This is a genomic window from Dermatophilaceae bacterium Soc4.6 (genome assembly GCA_039889245.1).
In the GTDB taxonomy this organism is placed as follows: Bacteria; Actinomycetota; Actinomycetes; order Actinomycetales; family Dermatophilaceae; genus Lapillicoccus.
In genome coordinates, this window is record JAZGVH010000002.1 from 2,793,792 (window position 1) to 2,809,776 (window position 15,985).

18 protein-coding genes and 1 tRNA gene are annotated in these 15,985 nt (G+C 71.7%); 12 read left to right on the forward strand and 7 right to left on the reverse strand.

Going from position 1 to position 15,985, the window contains the following annotated elements; genetic code table 11:
* The first annotated feature begins 44 nt into the window (after window positions 1–44).
* From V3N99_12980 to pntB, 6 genes are all read left to right on the forward strand, one after another.
* On the forward strand, window positions 45–1,022 hold the full coding sequence (locus V3N99_12980) for a cyclase family protein (GenBank protein MEO3937656.1): 978 nt from the start codon (window positions 45–47) through the stop codon (window positions 1,020–1,022).
* Between the two features lie 5 nt (window positions 1,023–1,027).
* Window positions 1,028–2,674: an AMP-binding protein gene (locus tag V3N99_12985; GenBank protein MEO3937657.1), complete on the forward strand. Its 1,647-nt coding sequence runs from the start codon at window positions 1,028–1,030 to the stop codon at window positions 2,672–2,674.
* Between the two features lie 142 nt (window positions 2,675–2,816).
* Window positions 2,817–4,856 carry an ATP-binding protein gene (locus tag V3N99_12990; GenBank protein MEO3937658.1) on the forward strand — a complete coding sequence of 680 codons (2,040 nt, stop codon included), beginning with the start codon at window positions 2,817–2,819 and terminating at the stop codon, window positions 4,854–4,856.
* 105 nt (window positions 4,857–4,961) lie between these two features.
* Complete coding sequence (locus tag V3N99_12995) at window positions 4,962–5,612, forward strand: hypothetical protein (GenBank protein MEO3937659.1); 651 nt, start codon at window positions 4,962–4,964, stop codon at window positions 5,610–5,612.
* A 216-nt stretch (window positions 5,613–5,828) separates the two neighbouring features.
* Complete coding sequence (locus V3N99_13000) at window positions 5,829–7,376, forward strand: Re/Si-specific NAD(P)(+) transhydrogenase subunit alpha (protein MEO3937660.1); 1,548 nt, start codon at window positions 5,829–5,831, stop codon at window positions 7,374–7,376.
* Window positions 7,377–7,384: 8 nt separating this feature from the next.
* The gene (pntB, locus tag V3N99_13005; GenBank protein ID MEO3937661.1) at window positions 7,385–8,770 is read left to right on the forward strand and encodes a Re/Si-specific NAD(P)(+) transhydrogenase subunit beta; all 1,386 of its coding nucleotides are present in this window, start codon (window positions 7,385–7,387) and stop codon (window positions 8,768–8,770) included.
* Between the two features lie 39 nt (window positions 8,771–8,809).
* On the opposite strand, the gene V3N99_13010 is transcribed toward pntB, so the two are convergent.
* The 3 genes from V3N99_13010 to upp all read right to left on the reverse strand — a co-directional run bounded on the left by V3N99_13010 (window position 8,810) and on the right by upp (window position 10,612).
* Window positions 8,810–9,703, reverse strand: coding sequence for a PH domain-containing protein (locus V3N99_13010; GenBank protein ID MEO3937662.1), 894 nt, complete (start codon window positions 9,701–9,703; stop codon window positions 8,810–8,812).
* 8 nt (window positions 9,704–9,711) lie between these two features.
* Complete coding sequence (locus V3N99_13015; GenBank protein MEO3937663.1) at window positions 9,712–9,879, reverse strand: hypothetical protein; 168 nt, start codon at window positions 9,877–9,879, stop codon at window positions 9,712–9,714.
* A 94-nt stretch (window positions 9,880–9,973) separates the two neighbouring features.
* A complete protein-coding gene (upp, locus tag V3N99_13020) occupies window positions 9,974–10,612 on the reverse strand; it encodes a uracil phosphoribosyltransferase (GenBank protein MEO3937664.1) in 639 nt (212 codons plus the stop codon).
* A gap of 127 nt (window positions 10,613–10,739) precedes the next feature.
* Here upp and V3N99_13025 point away from each other — a divergent pair, with 127 nt between their 5' ends.
* From V3N99_13025 to V3N99_13045, 5 genes are all read left to right on the forward strand, one after another.
* Window positions 10,740–11,177 (forward strand): nucleoside deaminase, encoded by a 438-nt coding sequence (locus V3N99_13025; GenBank protein MEO3937665.1) that lies wholly within the window; start codon window positions 10,740–10,742, stop codon window positions 11,175–11,177.
* Between the two features lie 10 nt (window positions 11,178–11,187).
* A tRNA-Ser gene (locus V3N99_13030) sits at window positions 11,188–11,277 on the forward strand.
* A 375-nt stretch (window positions 11,278–11,652) separates the two neighbouring features.
* Window positions 11,653–11,829, forward strand: a complete 177-nt coding sequence (locus tag V3N99_13035) for a hypothetical protein (GenBank protein MEO3937666.1) — start codon at window positions 11,653–11,655, stop codon at window positions 11,827–11,829.
* Window positions 11,826–12,338, forward strand: coding sequence for a MaoC family dehydratase (locus tag V3N99_13040; GenBank protein ID MEO3937667.1), 513 nt, complete (start codon window positions 11,826–11,828; stop codon window positions 12,336–12,338). Before V3N99_13035 ends, V3N99_13040 begins: the two co-directional genes overlap by 4 nt.
* Window positions 12,339–12,378: 40 nt before the next feature.
* Entirely contained in the window at window positions 12,379–13,188 is an 810-nt protein-coding gene (locus V3N99_13045; GenBank protein MEO3937668.1) for a CoA ester lyase, read from the forward strand.
* A 35-nt stretch (window positions 13,189–13,223) separates the two neighbouring features.
* Here the strand turns inward: V3N99_13045 and V3N99_13050 are convergent, their stop codons facing one another.
* Both V3N99_13050 and V3N99_13055 read right to left on the reverse strand, forming a co-directional pair.
* Window positions 13,224–13,823: a DUF1684 domain-containing protein gene (locus V3N99_13050; protein MEO3937669.1), complete on the reverse strand. Its 600-nt coding sequence runs from the start codon at window positions 13,821–13,823 to the stop codon at window positions 13,224–13,226.
* Between the two features lie 120 nt (window positions 13,824–13,943).
* Complete coding sequence (locus V3N99_13055; GenBank protein ID MEO3937670.1) at window positions 13,944–14,423, reverse strand: hypothetical protein; 480 nt, start codon at window positions 14,421–14,423, stop codon at window positions 13,944–13,946.
* Window positions 14,424–14,614: 191 nt separating this feature from the next.
* Between V3N99_13055 and aroQ the strand changes: the two genes are divergently transcribed.
* Window positions 14,615–15,067, forward strand: a complete 453-nt coding sequence (gene aroQ / locus V3N99_13060) for a type II 3-dehydroquinate dehydratase (protein MEO3937671.1) — start codon at window positions 14,615–14,617, stop codon at window positions 15,065–15,067.
* On the opposite strand, the gene V3N99_13065 is transcribed toward aroQ, so the two are convergent.
* The gene (locus V3N99_13065) at window positions 15,051–15,614 is read right to left on the reverse strand and encodes a LytR C-terminal domain-containing protein (GenBank protein MEO3937672.1); all 564 of its coding nucleotides are present in this window, start codon (window positions 15,612–15,614) and stop codon (window positions 15,051–15,053) included. The genes aroQ and V3N99_13065 overlap by 17 nt on opposite strands.
* A 43-nt stretch (window positions 15,615–15,657) precedes the next feature.
* A complete protein-coding gene (locus V3N99_13070) occupies window positions 15,658–15,954 on the reverse strand; it encodes a type II toxin-antitoxin system VapB family antitoxin (protein ID MEO3937673.1) in 297 nt (98 codons plus the stop codon).
* Between the last annotated feature and the right edge of the window lie 31 nt (window positions 15,955–15,985).

Sequence of the window (15,985 nt, forward strand, 5' to 3'; positions counted from 1 at the left end):
CACGTCTGCTGCAACGACGCTGCCCACCGGCCCAGGAGGATCCCATGTCTGATTCCGCGACCCCCGCGACCCCCGTCGTCCCGCCCCTGGGCGACCTGCTCAAGGACTCCCCGAAGAACTGGGGCAAGTGGGGAGCCGACGACGAGGTCGGTGGCCTGAACTACCTCGGCACCGAGCAGGTGCTCGCCGCGGCCTCGCTGATCCGCTCGGGAAAGGTCTTCACCCTCCAGCGTCTCATCGGCGACCCCAAGGGTGACCCGGTCTGGCCGGGGCGCACCCCCGCCGAGCGCACGCAGATCCTCGACGAGTCGACGTGGGACGGCGGCGGCGGCCCGGCCTACCCCGGCGGCCTGCACTACGCCGACGACAAGATCAACGCCTTCCTGCAGGGCTCCACCCAGTACGACGCCCTCGGGCACGTCTGGTACGACGGGCAGCTCTGGAACGGCTACGACGCGCGCACGACCATCGGCGGCCTGCAGAAGGCGAGCATCGAGCCGATCGCCCAGCGCGGCGTCGTCGGGCGGGCCGTGCTGCTCGACATGGCGCGCTTCCGCGGCAAGCCGAACCTCGACTCGGCCGAGACCTACACGCACGATGACCTGCTCGCCTGCGCCGCGGCCCAGGGCGTCGAGCTGCGCAAGCGCGACATCATCGTCATCCGCACCAACTTCCTCCAGCTCTTCTTCGAGCTCGGCGACGCGTTCTACGAGGGCTTCTGTGAGCCCGGTCTGGTCTACAGCCCCGAGCTCGTGCAGTGGTTCGCCGACATGGAGATCCCCAACCTCGTCACCGACACCATCGCCAACGAGGTGACGACCGACCCCAACAACGGCGTCGCCCTGGTGCTGCACAACGCCCTGATGCGCAACCTCGGCGTGACCCTCACCGAGATCGCCGACCTCGAGCTGCTCGCCGACGACTGCGCGGCCGACGGTGTCTACGAGTTCTTCTACGCCGCAGCGCCGCTCAAGGTGGCTCTCGGCAGCGGCTCGCCGGTCAACCCCCTCGCGATCAAGTAGGGGCCGTGAGCGTCTACGACGAGCGCCCCTGGCTGCCCCTCTACGCCGGCGGGCCGGCCGAGCTCACGCCGGAGTTCGTCGACGCCCTGTCGATGTTCGAGGCCGGGCTGGCGGCCGAGCCCGACGGGGTCGCCATCCGCTACTTCGACGGGGCGCTGAGCCGGGCCGAGCTCGCAGAGCAGAGCGACGCGCTCGCCGTGGCCCTGCTCGACCACGGCTTCCAGCGCGGCGACCGGCTGGCGGTCTACCTGCAGAACGTGCCCCAGTTCGTCGTCTGCCTGCTGGCCACGTGGAAGGCCGGCGGTGTGATGGTCTCGATCAACCCCATGAGCCGGGTGCGCGAGCTGTCCTACCTGCTCAAGGACTCCGGAGCTACGGTGCTCGTCTCGCTCGAGACGCTCTACGACGAGGTGGCGCGCGAGGTCGTGCCCGACACCGCCGTCACCCTCGTGCTCACCACCAGTGAGCTCGAGCACCAGACCCGCCACGACCCGCGCCTCTTCGCCGGTCTGGGCCGCACGCGGCACGACGGCACGAGCGACCTCTCCGAGGTCATCAGCCGGTATGCCGGGCAGTCACCCCCACCGGTCTCGCTCGCCGCCGACGACGTCGCCTTCCTGACCTACACGTCCGGCACCACCGGCGTGCCCAAGGGGGCGATGAACACCCACGGCAACGTCGTCTTCACCGCGATGGTCTACCGCGACTGCGCCCGGTTCGCCTCGGGGGGCTCGGTCTTCGGCATCGCGCCGCTCTTCCACATCACCGGCCTGATCGGTCACGTCGCCGTGAGCTTCCTGTCGCCGCTGACCCTCGTGCTGGCCTACCGCTTCGAGGCGGGGGTCGTGCTCGATGCACTCGTCGAGCACCGTCCGACCGTCACGATCGGGGCCATCACGGCCTTCAACGCGCTGCTGGCGTCACCCGACTTCAGTCGCGACGCCTTCTCGTCGTTCACGTCCGTCTACTCCGGTGGCGCCGCGATCTCGCCGACGGCAGAGAAGGCCTTCCGGGTCGCCACCGGGCAGCAGGTGCACAACGCCTACGGCCTCACCGAGACCACCAGCCCGATGACCTTGACGCCCTTCGGCGCCGACTCCCCGGTCGACCCGACGTCGGGCGCTCTCTCGGTCGGTGCGCCGGCCCCCAGCACGATCGTGCGGATCCAGGACGAGCAGGGGGGCGACCTGCCTCTCGGCGAGGTAGGCGAGATCGTCGCCGACGGCCCGCAGGTCGTTGCCGGCTACTGGGGCAAGCCCGACGAGACGGCGGCCAACCTGCCGGGCGGAGCCCTGCGCAGCGGTGACGTGGGCTTCATGAACGAGGCCGGCTGGGTCTTCATCGTCGACCGCAAGAAGGACATGATCAACGCCTCTGGCTACAAGGTGTGGCCGCGCGAGGTGGAGGACGTGCTGGCCGAGCACCCCGCGGTGCGGGAGGCGGCCGTCGTGGGGGTGCCGGACGAGAAGCGGGGCGAGACGGTGAAGGCCTTCGTCAGCCTGAAGGCGGGCACCCACGCCGAGCCCGACGAGCTCATCGCGCACTGCAAGGAGCGGATGGCGGCCTACAAGTACCCGCGGCAGGTCGTCGTGGTCGACGAGCTGCCGAAGACCGTCACCGGCAAGATCCTGCGCCGCGAGCTGCGCGGCTGATGCACGCGGGCCGGGGCCGCGTTGCCTGCTGGTGAGGCACAGCAGGCACACTCTGGCTAATTCGGGCTATTCTGGCGCGGTGGGTGCCGGTTCCCACTATCGTGCTCTTGCCGGGGCCGGGACGTTTCGGGAGGGTGAGCGAGTGACCGACAGCGACGGTGGTCTCGGGCAGGAGCTCCGGTCGCTGCGGCTGGCGCAGGACATGTCGGGTGGCGCCACCTTCGTGGTCGACCTCGGCCTGCGCATGGTGTCGGCCAGCGGGCCCGATCTGGCCGCAGCCGGGATGGACGGGGACGCGCTGCGGGGCCAGCAGCTGACCGACATCCTCGGACCAAGCGCCCCTACGGCCCTGCTCGAGGCCTACGGGTCGGCGGTGGCGGGACGGGACGCCGACCTCGAGTTCGTCGACCAGGTGAGCGGGCGACTCTTCCGGGTCGAGATCCGGCCCCTGCGTGGGGTCGGCGAGACGGTCATCGGTGCCGTGGCGCGGTCGACCGACCTGTCGGCGATGCGGGCCAAGGAGGCCCAGCTGGAGCACGCCGCCGCCCTCAACGTCATGGGCGTCTCGACCTACGACGTGCGCTCGGGGTGGCACCACGACCAGTGCACCATGGACCTGCTGGGGCTCGACGACCCGACGGTCGAGGCCGCGGAGCTGATCGAGCAGGCCGTGCTGCCCGAGGACCGAGAGGGGCTCGTCGCGAGCTGGCGCCTGCTGCGGGTCGACGGCGGGCGAGCGACCGTCACCTACCGGGTCCGGAGCAGGCCCGGGGCCGACGTGCGGCCCGGCTCTGAACGGCGCATCCAGTGCACGATCGACGTGGTCATCGGCCAGGAGGGTCAGCTCCTGCGGGTCGTCTCGACCCAGATCGACGTGACCGCCGCATCGAGGGCCGCGGCCGAGATCGAGCGGGCCCGTCAGCGGGTGCACGCCGACCGGCTGACGATGGTGCGCGACTTCAGCGCCGTGCTCACCTCCGCGCACCTCTCGATCGGCGACATCATCGAGACCGTGAGCGACCTGGCGGCGGTCGCGCTGGGAGGCGGCACCAGCCTGGCCGAGCTCTCGGCCGACGGCTCAGGTCTCGTGCGCTCCGCCGTCAGCCACCAGGACGGGGCGACCAAGGAGACCATGGCCCGGTGGTTCGGCTCGGCGACCGGAGTGCCAGGCCCGATGGGGCCCCTCCGGCAGCGGGTCATCGAGACCGGCCGAGCCTGGAACAGCAACGACGTCCCCGACTGGAGGCAGGCGTTCGAGGCCGAGGAGGGCCGGCCGCCGTTCGCCGGTCTGAGGCACCTCGTCATCCTCCCGGTCTGCGACCGTGCGCGGGTGGTGGGCCTCCTGGCCATTCTCCGCACGGACGGCAGCGAGCCCTTCGTGGAAGCCGACATCGACCTGGCCCAGATCCTCGCGGACCGTGCGGGCGCGGCCATCATCTCCGACCGGGCCGTGGTGTCAGAGATCTACGAGCGCGAACGGCGCCGGGTCGAGAGCCTCCTGCTCGACGACGCCCGCAGCCAGCGTCGCGGGCTGGTGGAGCGTCTCTCGGCGACGGAGTCGCGCGAGCGCCGGCTGCTGGCGGAGGCGGTGCACGACGAGCCGATCCAGCTCATTGCCGCGGCGAGGCTGCGGGTCATGGCCCTGGGCCGACGTCTCGACAAGGAGGCCGCCGCCGAGGGCGGGCCGGCTCGACAGCCCACGCACGACGAGACGGCGCGCATCGGCACGATCCTCGAGACCGCGATGGAGCGGTTGCGGCTGCTGATCGTCGCGCTCTCGCCCCAGGACTTCGAGGACGGGCTGGTCGCCGCCCTGGGTGAGGTGGCCGATGGCACCTTCCGCGGCACCCAGACGGTGGTGACGTGTACAGGCCCCGAGGCGTTGCCGCTGACGGCTGAGCAGCAGCAGGCAGCCCTGCTGATCCTGCGCGAGGCGCTGGTCAACGCGCGACAGCACGCGAACGCGGTGCAGGTGGTCGTGCAGGTGCAGGTCGAGCCCACCCAGACCGTGCTGAGCGTCGTGGACGACGGCGTGGGCAGCGCCGACATCGGCCCACGCAAGGGCCACCTCGGCATGGTGTCGATGCGCGCCCGGGCCGAGGACGCCGGCGGTCAGCTGACGGTGGAGAGCGCCGTGGCCGTCGGCACCACCGTGGTTCTCACCTTCCCCCTGCCGGACTGACTCCGACGGGGAGCCGACAGCGGCCCCACAGCCGACCCCCAGCGCCGCGGCCCAGAGTCGAGCCCACGGCCCGGAGGACCTGGGTCCGACGTCGAAGGAGTCCCGATGACCATGCCCGCCGCGGCCCGCTACCCGCTCGACCTGCCCCTCGAGCTGCACGGACCGGCATCCGAGTGGAGCCGGTGCTCGACGCTCGTGCGGGTCGTGACCGCAGAGCCGGGGGCGCTGCGGCCGGCGAGGAGGCTGGTCGACGACGTGCTCGCGGGCATGGACCTCACGGCTGACGGCCGACCCCGGGCCGCGGACCGCTGCGCGCAGGTCGTCGCGTCCAGGCTCGGGGTCGGCACCCTCGTCAGCCTCGGCGGTGACATCTCCACCGCGGGGCCCGCGGGCGCGTCGGCCGACTCCGGGTGGGACGTGCTCGTGCAGGACGTCGATGGTGGGCCGGCCAGCGTAATCGCCGTCCCGACCGGGCTCGCCCTCGCGACGGTCGCCGTTCCGGGCCGGGCCCGGTGGCGTGCAGTGACCGTGGTCGCCGCCGACTGCGTCACCGCTCGGGCGGTTGCGACGAGGCTGCTCGACCACCCTGGTGGGGGTGACGGGTCCTGGTCGGTGGGACTGCCGCTGCGCGCGGTCCGGCTCGACGGCACGGTCGAGGTCGCCGGTGGCTGGCCGGCCGATGCCGAGACCGGCGACACACCGGTGGTCGATCTCGACGATTCACGGGACAGTTGCCGCGTGCTGGGGCTACTCTGAAGTGGTTGCGACATCAACAGTCGCTGCCGGGAGGTACCTCACCTCCCTCAGAACCCTCCGGGGCTCCCAAGAACCCTGAAGGCCCGCGATGAGCCCCGAGTCTCGCGGGCCTTCAGTCTTGCCCGGGGTACCCGTCGCGAGGTGTGTGAGCACCGACACGCGGCGGCGAGGAGCGCAGAGTTTCCGCCCAGGCTCCCGAGCGTCTAGGTTTCGCGCATGCGTATCGGAGTGCCCCGTGAGACCTCCCCGGGTGAGACCAGGGTGGCGGCGACGCCTGCGTCGGTGGAGAAGCTGATCGGTTTGGGCTATGAGGTGGTGGTGGAGGCGGGCGCGGGCCGGCTCGCGTCGTTCCCTGATGAGGCGTACGCCGCGGCGGGTGCGGCGGTGGTGAGGGCGGCCGACCTGGATGCCGTGTGGGGCAGTGACGTCGTCGTGAAGATCAATGCGCCGGATGACGCCGAGATCGCGATGCTCCGCGACGGCGCGTTGCTGGCGTCCCTGATCAGCCCGGCGCTGAAGCCTGACCTGGTGGCCAAGCTCGCGGCGCGACCGGTGACGGTTCTGGCGATGGATGCGGTGCCCCGGATCAGCCGGGCGCAGGCCCTGGATGTGTTGTCGTCGATGGCGGGGATCGGCGGCTACCGCGCGGTGATCGAGGCGGCGCACGAGTTCGGCAGCCTCTTCACCGGTCAGGTCACCGCGGCGGGGAAGGTGCCGCCGGCGAAGGTCCTCGTCATCGGTGCGGGCGTTGCGGGTCTCGCGGCGATCGGCACGGCGGGCAGCCTCGGGGCGGTGGTCCGCGCGTTCGACGCGCGGGTGGAGGCGGGTGAGCAGGTCGAGTCGATGGGTGCGACGTTCCTGCAGGTCGAGCGCACGGAGGCTGAGCAGCAGGCGTCGGCCGACGGGTACGCCACGGTGACCAGTGACGACTTCAACGCCCGTGCCGCGGCGTTGTACGCCGCGCAGGCGAAGGACGTCGACATCATCGTGACGACCGCGTTGATCCCGGGGCGTCCGGCGCCGCTGCTGATCACGGCGCAGATGGTGGCGTCGATGAAGCCGGGCAGTGTCATCGTCGACATGGCCGCAGCGAACGGCGGCAACTGCGAGCTGTCGGTGGCGGGGCAGGTCGTGACCAGCGACAACGGGGTGAAGGTCATCGGCTACACCGACCTGCCGGGCCGGCTGCCGACGCAGGCGTCGAACCTCTTCGCGCAGAACCTCGTCAACCTGCTCAAGCTGCTGACCCCCGGCAAGGACGGCCAGGTCGTGCTCGATCTCGACGACGTCGTCCAGCGGGGGATGACGGTCGTGCGCGAGGGTGAGCTGATGTGGCCTCCGCCGCCGGTGCAGGTCTCCGCGGCCCCGGCTGCGACTCCCGTGGCGGCCCGGCCGGTCAAGGAGGTGAAGCCGCCGGCGTCCCCGACCAGGCAGTGGACCGGTCTCGGGATCGCCGCGCTCGTGCTCTTCGCCGCCACGGCTTTCGCGCCCGGCCAGCTCGGGGAGCACCTGACCGTGCTGACGCTGTCGGTGGTGATCGGGTTCTACGTCATCGGCAACGTCTCCCACGCCCTGCACACACCGCTGATGTCGGTGACCAACGCGATCTCCGGGGTGATCCTGGTCGGCGCGATGCTGCAGATCGGGTCGGCCCAGCTGGTCGTGCAGCTGCTCGCGGCCGTGGCCGTGCTGCTGGTCAGCATCAACGTCGCCGGCGGCTTCGCCGTGACCCGTCGCATGCTCAGCATGTTCTCGAGAGGATGAGCTGCGCGATGACCACGCAGAGCGCCACCTTCGCCGCCTACCTCGTCGCCGCGATCGCCTTCATCCTCAGCCTCGCCGGCCTCAGCCGGCACGAGACCTCCCGCCGCGGCGTGACCTACGGCATCCTCGGGATGGCCGTCGCGGTCGCCGCGACCCTCGCGCTGCTGCTGCAGCACCCGAGCGGGCTCGGGCTGACCCTGCTCGCGGTCGCGGTCCTCGTCGGCGGGGCCATCGGGCTCTGGCGGGCCCGCGTCGTCGAGATGACCGGCATGCCCGAGCTCATCGCGCTGCTGCACAGCTTCGTCGGGCTCGCCGCGGTGCTCGTGGGGTGGAACGGCTACCTCGAGGACACCCCCCTGACGGGGTCGCTGCTCGGGGTGCACCACGGCGAGGTCTTCGTCGGCGTCTTCATCGGCGCGGTCACCTTCACCGGCTCGATCGTGGCCTTCCTCAAGCTGTCGGCCCGGATCAGCTCCGCGCCGCTCATGCTGCCGGGCAAGAACCTGCTCAACCTCGGAGCCCTCGCCGGGTTCGTGGGCCTGACCGCGTGGTTCGTGGCCCGACCCTCCCTCGGGCTGCTGATCGCGGTCACGGTCGTCGCCCTCGCGCTGGGCTGGCACCTCGTGGCCTCGATCGGCGGCGGCGACATGCCGGTCGTCGTGTCGATGCTCAACAGCTACTCCGGGTGGGCGGCCGCGGCGTCGGGATTCCTGCTCGACAACAACCTGCTCATCGTGACCGGCGCCCTCGTCGGCTCCTCCGGTGCCTACCTGTCCTACATCATGTGCCAGGCGATGAACCGCTCGTTCATCTCCGTCATCGCCGGCGGCTTCGGCATCGAGGCCCCTACCGGTGGGGCCACCGACTACGGCGAGCACCGCGAGACCTCGGCGGCCGAGGTCGCCGAGCTGCTGCGGGAGGCCACCACGGTCGTCATCACCCCGGGCTACGGCATGGCCGTCGCCCAGGCGCAGTACCCCGTCGCAGCCCTCACCGCCACGCTGCGTGAGCGCGGCATCACGGTCCGGTTCGGCATCCACCCCGTCGCGGGCCGGCTGCCCGGGCACATGAACGTGCTCCTCGCCGAGGCCAAGGTCCCCTACGACATCGTCCTCGAGATGGACGAGGTCAACGACGACTTCGCCGACACCGACGTCGTGCTCGTCATCGGCGCCAACGACACCGTCAACCCCGCCGCCGAGGAGGACCCGGGCTCACCCATCGCCGGGATGCCCGTGCTCGAGGTCTGGCACGCGAAGAACGTCGTCGTCTTCAAACGCTCCATGGCCTCCGGCTACGCCGGTGTGCAGAACCCGCTCTTCTTCCGCGACAACGCCGCGATGCTCTTCGGCGACGCGAAGGACCGGGTCGAGGACATCATCCGCGCGCTCTGAGGAGGAGGTGCGGGGGGCGCGCAGCCCACTGAGCCGACGTCAGTCGTCGTCGCGGCCGACCGGGCCGGTGTCGTCGGTGTGCCGCCGGGCGAGGTCGTCGCTGGCGTAGAGCGACTCACCCTCGGCGCTCTCACTGGCATACGGGTCGCTGGCCCGGGTGGGGTCGGGCTGCCACGGCTCGTAGACCTCGTGCGAGGCGTCGTAGCGGTGCTCCTCGTGGGCGGGGCGACCCGGGGTGATCGGCACCGGGCGAGAGAAGTCGCCCTCCCGCGAGACCGCGGAGGGGAGGGGTCGCGGCGCGGGATCGGCCTCGGGCTCCCACGGCTCCTGCGTCAGCCACTCCTGGGCCCAGCCCTCGTCGGCGTCGTCGGTGGCGGCGTCATCGGCCTCGTCGTCAGCGTCGTCGTCAGCCTCTCGGACCGTCCGGCGCGGTGCGTCGTCGTCAGGGCTGCCGAAGAGCTCGGTGCAGATGGCGAGGTAGGTCTCGTCGGGGTCCTTGATCCAGCGGATCTCGCGCAGCGCCTGGTCCTGGCCGGCGCTCTCCAGCACGAACTCCCCGAAGCCGAAGACCCGACCCAGGAGCGGGCGGACGTAGGTCAGGTCGGTGACCTTGGTCATCGGCATCATGGGCACGATCTTGCTGAAGGCGCCCTTGGTGACGAACATGCGCTTGTTGGTGACGACGAACCACTCGAGGCGCCACTGGATCACGTCCCAGAGCAGCCAGCCGGTCACCCCGAAGAAGACCCACCACAGGGCGTTGGTGACCGGTCCAGCACCGTCAGGGGCGACGAGGCCGGCCCACACGGCCAGGACGAGCGCCCCGACCCATCGGGACACCGGCACCGCGAGCACGCCCCAGTGGCGGTGCGCGGCGATGAAGTGGCGTTCGTCGGCGATGAGGTAGCGCTCATAGCTCGGGCCGCGCACCACGGGGTCGACTAGCTCATCAGGGCGTTGAAGAAGGTGAAGATGGCCTGCACGCCCTGCATGATCACGTCGACGGACGTGCGCACGATGTCGGCCGCCTGCGTCGGTGACTTGACCACGGCGTAGATGAGGAAGCCGATGAGGAGCCACCCTCCGACCTGCTTGACGCGCTCGAGCACGATCTCTCCTCCGACGTGTGGGAGGGCCTCCCCATAGCCCAGTGACCAGTGTGACAGAAGGGGCGACTGTGGTGGGGATGCCGCGCCCCCGGGCTCAGACCAATCCGTAGAGCCGGTCGCCTGCGTCACCCAGGCCGGGCACGATGTAGCCGAGCTCGTTGAGCTTCTCGTCGACGGCGCCGGTGACCAGCGTCACCGGGGTCTCGAGGCCGGCGAGCTCGCTCTCGAGGTGCGCGATGCCCTCGGGGGCCGCGAGCAGCGTGATCGCGGTGATGTCGGTGGCGCCCCGGTCGACGAGGTAGCGGATGGCCATCGCCAGGGTGCCGCCGGTCGCGAGCATCGGGTCGAGCACGTAGCACTGCCGCCCCGAGAGGTCGTCGGGCAGCCGGTTGGCGTAGGTCACCGCCTCGAGCGTCTCCTCGTTGCGCATCATGCCGAGGAAGCCGACCTCGGCCGAGGGCAGGATGCGCACCATCCCGTCGAGCATGCCCAGCCCTGCGCGCAGGATGGGCACGACCAGCGGCTTGGGGTTGGCCAGCTTGATACCCGTCGTCGGGGCCACCGGGGTGACGATGTCGAAGGGCTCGACGCGCACCTCGCGCGTCGCTTCGTACGCCAGGAGGGTGACCAGCTCTTCGACGAGCCGCCGGAAGGTGGGGGAGTCGGTGCGCTCGTCGCGCAGGTAGGTCAGCTTGTGGGTGATGAGTCGGTGGTCGGCGACGTGCACGCGCATGAGGAAAACGTATCGTGGTCGCGTGTCGCCCACGTTGCCCGCGTCGTCGCCTGCGCCGAGCGGCGCCGGCGCCAACCTGCCGGTCGGCTCCGACGGACTGCCCCACGACCCCCGGTATGCCGCCTGGATGGGTCGGGCGCTCGAGCTCGCCGCCCGCGCCGGTGCGGCCGGTGACGTGCCCGTCGGCGCGGTCGTCGTCTCGGCGCAGGGCGACGTGGTGGGGGAGGGCGGTAACCGACGTGAGGCCGACACCGACCCCACCGCGCACGCCGAGGTGGTGGCGCTGCGGGCGGCGGCGCGGCACACGGGGTCGTGGCGGCTCACCGGGTGCACGCTGGTCGTGACGCTGGAGCCGTGCCCCATGTGTGCCGGGGCCGTGCTGTTGGCGCGGGTGCCGACCCTCGTGCTCGGCGCGTGGGACCCGAAGGCCGGTGCGTGCGGCTCGGTCTGGGACCTCGTGCGCGACCGCCGGGCGAACCACACGGTCGAGGTCGTGGGCTCCGTGCGGGAGGCCGAGTGCGCGCAGCTGCTGCTCGATTTCTTCGCGGCCCGTCGACTCCGGTAACCTGCTCGGCGGTGGCGTGTCCGAGCGGCCTAAGGAGCACGCCTCGAAAGCGTGTGTGGAAGCAATTCCACCGTGGGTTCAAATCCCACCGCCACCGCCAGGGGACCTTGACGAAACGTGAGGTCCTGTGGGTGACGAAACCCCTCGTGGGCGACCGTTTGAGGTCGCTCGGCGGGGGGTTTCGTCGTTGCCTGGGGCCGGAGTGGCTGAGTGGGTGGTGCGACCGGCTTCTGCGGGCTGTCCAGGGCAGGTGTTCAGGTGTGGCCCAACCCCGACGAGGGCCGCGACGCCGACCTGAGTCTCTTCGAGGACTCCGTCCTCGGGGTGCCTTCCGAGCGACCCGACGGCACCGCGCGGACGAGTGAGCTGGCGATGCTGGCCAACGGCTCGCTGTCACGGCTGTCGCACCTCGCCCGTCGCCTGGAGGGCAAGGGCTTCATCCGTCCGCCGGGAGCCCGTGCCCTCCCACGGCCGGATGACCGTCGCGATCCTCCTGGAGCCGGGGCTTCGCGCGATCGAGGACGCGGCTCCCGACCTCGTGCGGCACGTGCGGTCGGTCCATTCCGGGGCCCTGACCCGCGCGGAGCAGGCCGAGCTCGGCCGCCTGGCGGCCGAGGTCGTCGAGGCGATCGGCGATAGCGTGCGGGAATGAGCGACGACGCACGTTCCCGACCTGATCCGATGAGCCTGCCGGTGGTGGCGCAGCGTGGCCTCTACTACGACGAGCTGCAGGAGGGTGTGCGCTACGTGCACGCCCCGGGCAAGACGGTGGAGGACGCCGAGAACGGCATCTTCAGCATGCTGACGCTGAACCCCGCTGCGCTGCACCTCGACGCGGTGGCGGGTGCCGAGGGCGAGTACGGCAGGCGGCTGGTCAACTCGATGCTGACCCTGTCGACCCTCGTCGGCCTGTCGGTCGGCCACCTCACCCTCGGCACGACGGTCGCCAACCTCGGCTTCGGCCGCGTCACCTTCCCCGCCCCGGTCTTCGGGGGCGACACGCTCGCGGGCAGCACGGTCGTGCTGTCGAAGCGGGAGTCGCGCTCGCGCCCGGAGGTCGGGATCGTCGTCTTCGAGCACACGGCCCGCAACCAGCACGGGGTGGTCGTCGCCGTCGCGGAGCGCTCGGCGATGATGCGCCGCGCGCCGGCGGGCGCATGACCCCGGCCCACGCATGACGACGTATGGAGCGCCGGACCCCTTGGGACCACACCCTTTCGGGCCCGCTCTGCTCTTCTGCCCCGGCGACCGACCGGAGCGCTTCGCCAAGGCGCTCGAGCGCGCCGACACCGTGATCCTCGACCTGGAGGATGCCGTCGCGCCGGCCGACAAGGAGGCGGCTCGCGCCGCTGTCGAGGCGGCGCTGCCGGCGCTCGAGGAGCAGGTCTTCGTCCGCGTGAACGCCACTGGCACAGCGTGGTTCGCCGACGACCTGGCCATGCTGCGCCGCGCCGGGCACCAGCACGTGATGCTGCCCAAGGCTACTCGCGCTGATGACCTCGACCGGCTCGAGGGGCTGCGGGTGCTCGCCCTGTGCGAGACCGCGGCCGGGGTGCTGCACGCCGAGCAGATCGCGGCGCACCCCGCGTGCGAGGCCATCATGTGGGGCGGGGAAGATCTCGTCGCCGACCTGGGTGGACGACGCAGCCGCGGCGACGACGGGCGATACCACCCGGTGGTCGAGCACGCCCGGCTGTCAGTGCTGCTCGCCGCCGGGGCCGCCGGCAAGACGGCGGTCGACGGCGTGCACCTCGACATCGGCGACCTCGCCGGCCTGCGCCGCGAGTCGCTCGAGGCCGTCGACGTGGGCTTCGGCGCGAAGGCGTGCATCCACCCGAGCCACGTCGGCGTCATCCGTGCGTCCTTTGCGCCGACGGCCGAGATGGTCGACCGGGCGCGGGCCGTGCTCGCCGCCGCGGCCACCGAGAAGGGCGTGTTCCGCCACGAGGGGCGGATGGTCGACGAGCCGGTGCTGCGCCAGGCGCGCGCGACCCTCGCCCGCACCGACTGACGCCTCTCCGGCGTTGCCCCGCAACGGTGCTCGGGTCAGGGTGCGTGCGTGGGCAGCAGCTCGCCCACCGGTACCGCCGCGCTCAGGCGGTTGCCGGCCGGCGCGAGGGGGCAGGCCCACGCCGGGTCGTAGGCGCACGAGGGGTTGTAGGCGAAGTTGAGGTCGACCACCCAGTCGTCGCCGACCCGGCCGAGGTCGGCTCCCTTGACCGTGTCGAGCAGGTAGCGCCCGGCCCCGTAGGTCGTCGGTCCTGCCGTCGCGTCGCGCAGGGGCACGAAGATCCCGCCGCCGTAGGACCCCAGCCACCACATGTCGAGCCCGCCGAGCCCCGGCAGCTCGAGCCGCCCGGTCCGCTCGAAGGGCACGGCGCCGTCGCTGCCGGTCTGCGGTGCCCACGACTGCGGGCCCGCCGCCTGCACCGGCAGCACGAAGCGGAACGCCGGGTCGTAGGCCGCGTGCCGCAGCTCCTGACCCGGCTGCCGCGCCGAGGCGGGGTGGGTGGCGAAGAGGGCCTCGCGGCCCGCGACCCAGGCCGCGTGGGCGGTGGCCGGGTCGCGCTCGTCGCGGACGGCGGCGTACAGGGCGTGGACCTCGCGTCGCCACGAGGCGACCGCGAGCGGGGGGGGAGTGGTCACCCCCTCATCATGCTCACCGACCCTCCGACTTCCCGACTAGTTGCGTCCAGGGCACCGTTTCTGGGCTCTGTGGGCCCCAGTTCGGGGCCTGGAACGCCACACGTCGACTTGGGGGGCAGGTCAGGCCCAGGAGCTTGCGGCGCCGGCTGCCGCGTCCTCGACGAGGGCGTCGACGGTCTCCTCGACGTCGAAGCGGTTGGCGCCGATGCCGCTGGCGAAGCCCCGCTTGATCCAGCCCGCGACATACATCCCCGGCTGGGTCTGACCGGTCGCCGGGTCGACGACCCGACCGCCGGAGTGCGGCACCGTGCCGCGGGCCTCGTCGAAGGGCAGGCCGGGCAGGGCTCGTCCGCGGCGGCCGATCGAGGTGACCACGAGCGGGGTCTCGAGGGTGAAGGCGTCGAGGGCCACTCCCGTGGCGCGGCTCGCACCCCGGATCTCCAGCGGCGAGGAGTGGAAGCGCAGCAAGATGCGGCGCGCCACCGGCTCCTGCGACCAGTCGACGTGGGCACGCTCGACCCTTTGCAGCAGAGCGGCTTCCGCGTTACCCCCGTCGATCGCGGCACCGACCCCGGCGCTGTCGTCGAGGACGAGACCCACCCCGGGCAGGTAGCGCAGGGCGGTCAGCTCCGACTCCGTGTAGGCCGCGTGTTCGCAGGCCCCCGACGCCCCAGGACGACGACCACTCGGGCGACAGACCCGTAGTGGGAGGGGTCGTGGGGGGGCTGATGACGAGTGAAGCGGTACAGCGAGATCCGTCTCGGGCTCCTGCGTGCGGCTAGGCTCCCCCTGTGTCCAGGCCCGTGATCGCCGTGCTCAACGGCCCCAACCTCAACCTCCTCGGCACCCGACAACCCGAGGTCTACGGGCTCGACACCCTCGACGACGTGGTGCGGCGGTGTCGCGTCCGGGCGGACGCGCTCGGCTTCGAGGTGGACGCGCGCCAGAGCAACCACGAGGGTGAGCTGGTCACCTGGGCGCAGGAGCTGCGGGGCAGCGCGGGCATCGTGGTCAACGCCGGTGCCTACACGCACACGTCGATCGCGCTGCGGGACGCGCTGGTGCTCGCTGCAGGGCCGCTGGTGGAGGTGCACGTGAGCAACGTGCACGCCCGCGAGCCCTTCCGCCACCACTCCTACCTCAGCGACATCGCCGCCGCCGTCATCGTCGGCTGTGGGGTGCAGGGCTACGAGTTCGCCGTCGACGTGATCGCGTCGAGGGCCGGGGTCAGCAGCCCGGGGTAACGGCGGCAGCGCCCGGCCTGGGTGCCGCGAGCGCCGTGTAGGCGTTGCCGAGCACGAGGTCGACGGAGGCGTCGGCCCGACCGTCGACCACCGACTTCGCGCTGGGCAGCAGGCCCTTGGCCACAGCCGCGGCCGCCGCCCCGCTCTTGCCGTAGCGGAGCTCGCCGGGGCTGGTGAGCGTCTTCTTCAACGGGTCGTTGGACACCTTCCCGACGACGAACCCGCGGGCCTTCACCGCCCTGGCGGTGTCACCCGCGAGGCCGCTGCGGCTCGTGGCGTTGTAGACGTTGACCGTGATCTGGCCCGGGGTGGGGGCCTTGCTGACCGGCTTCGACTTCGCCGTCCCGGTGGTCTTGCCGGTCGCCGTCGCCGTGGTGCTCGAGGGAGGACAGCCCGACGCCCCGGCGGCCGCATCGGGCGTGTTGCGGTAGGACGACGCGACGTAGAACGCGCCCACGAGCATGGCCACGACGACCAGGAGGGTGATGGCCGTCCGGCGCCGCCGGCGGGCACGTCGGGACGACGCCGACTCGACGACGTAGCTCATGACGGCTCCTCTCGCGGGGCGGGGTCACCCGCCGGGTCAGGGGTCAGTCAAGCACGAGAACGCGGGCGTGCAGCGTGGCTCGCTGCTGGAGGGCGGCCCGCAGGGCCCGGTGCAGCCCGTCCTCGAGGTAGAGGTCGCCCCGCCAGTCGACGACGTGGGCAAAGAGGTCTCCGTAGAAGGTGGAGTCCTCGGCCAGCAGCATGTCGAGGTCGAGGTTGCGCTTGGTCGTCACGAGGTCCTGCAGCCGCACCATCCGGGGGGCGACGTCCGACCAGTCACGCGTCGTGACGAGGCCGTGGTCGGGATAGGGGCGGGAGTCGCCGACGGCCTTGAAGATCACCGCCGCAGTCTAGGGACGGCATCCGGCCCCC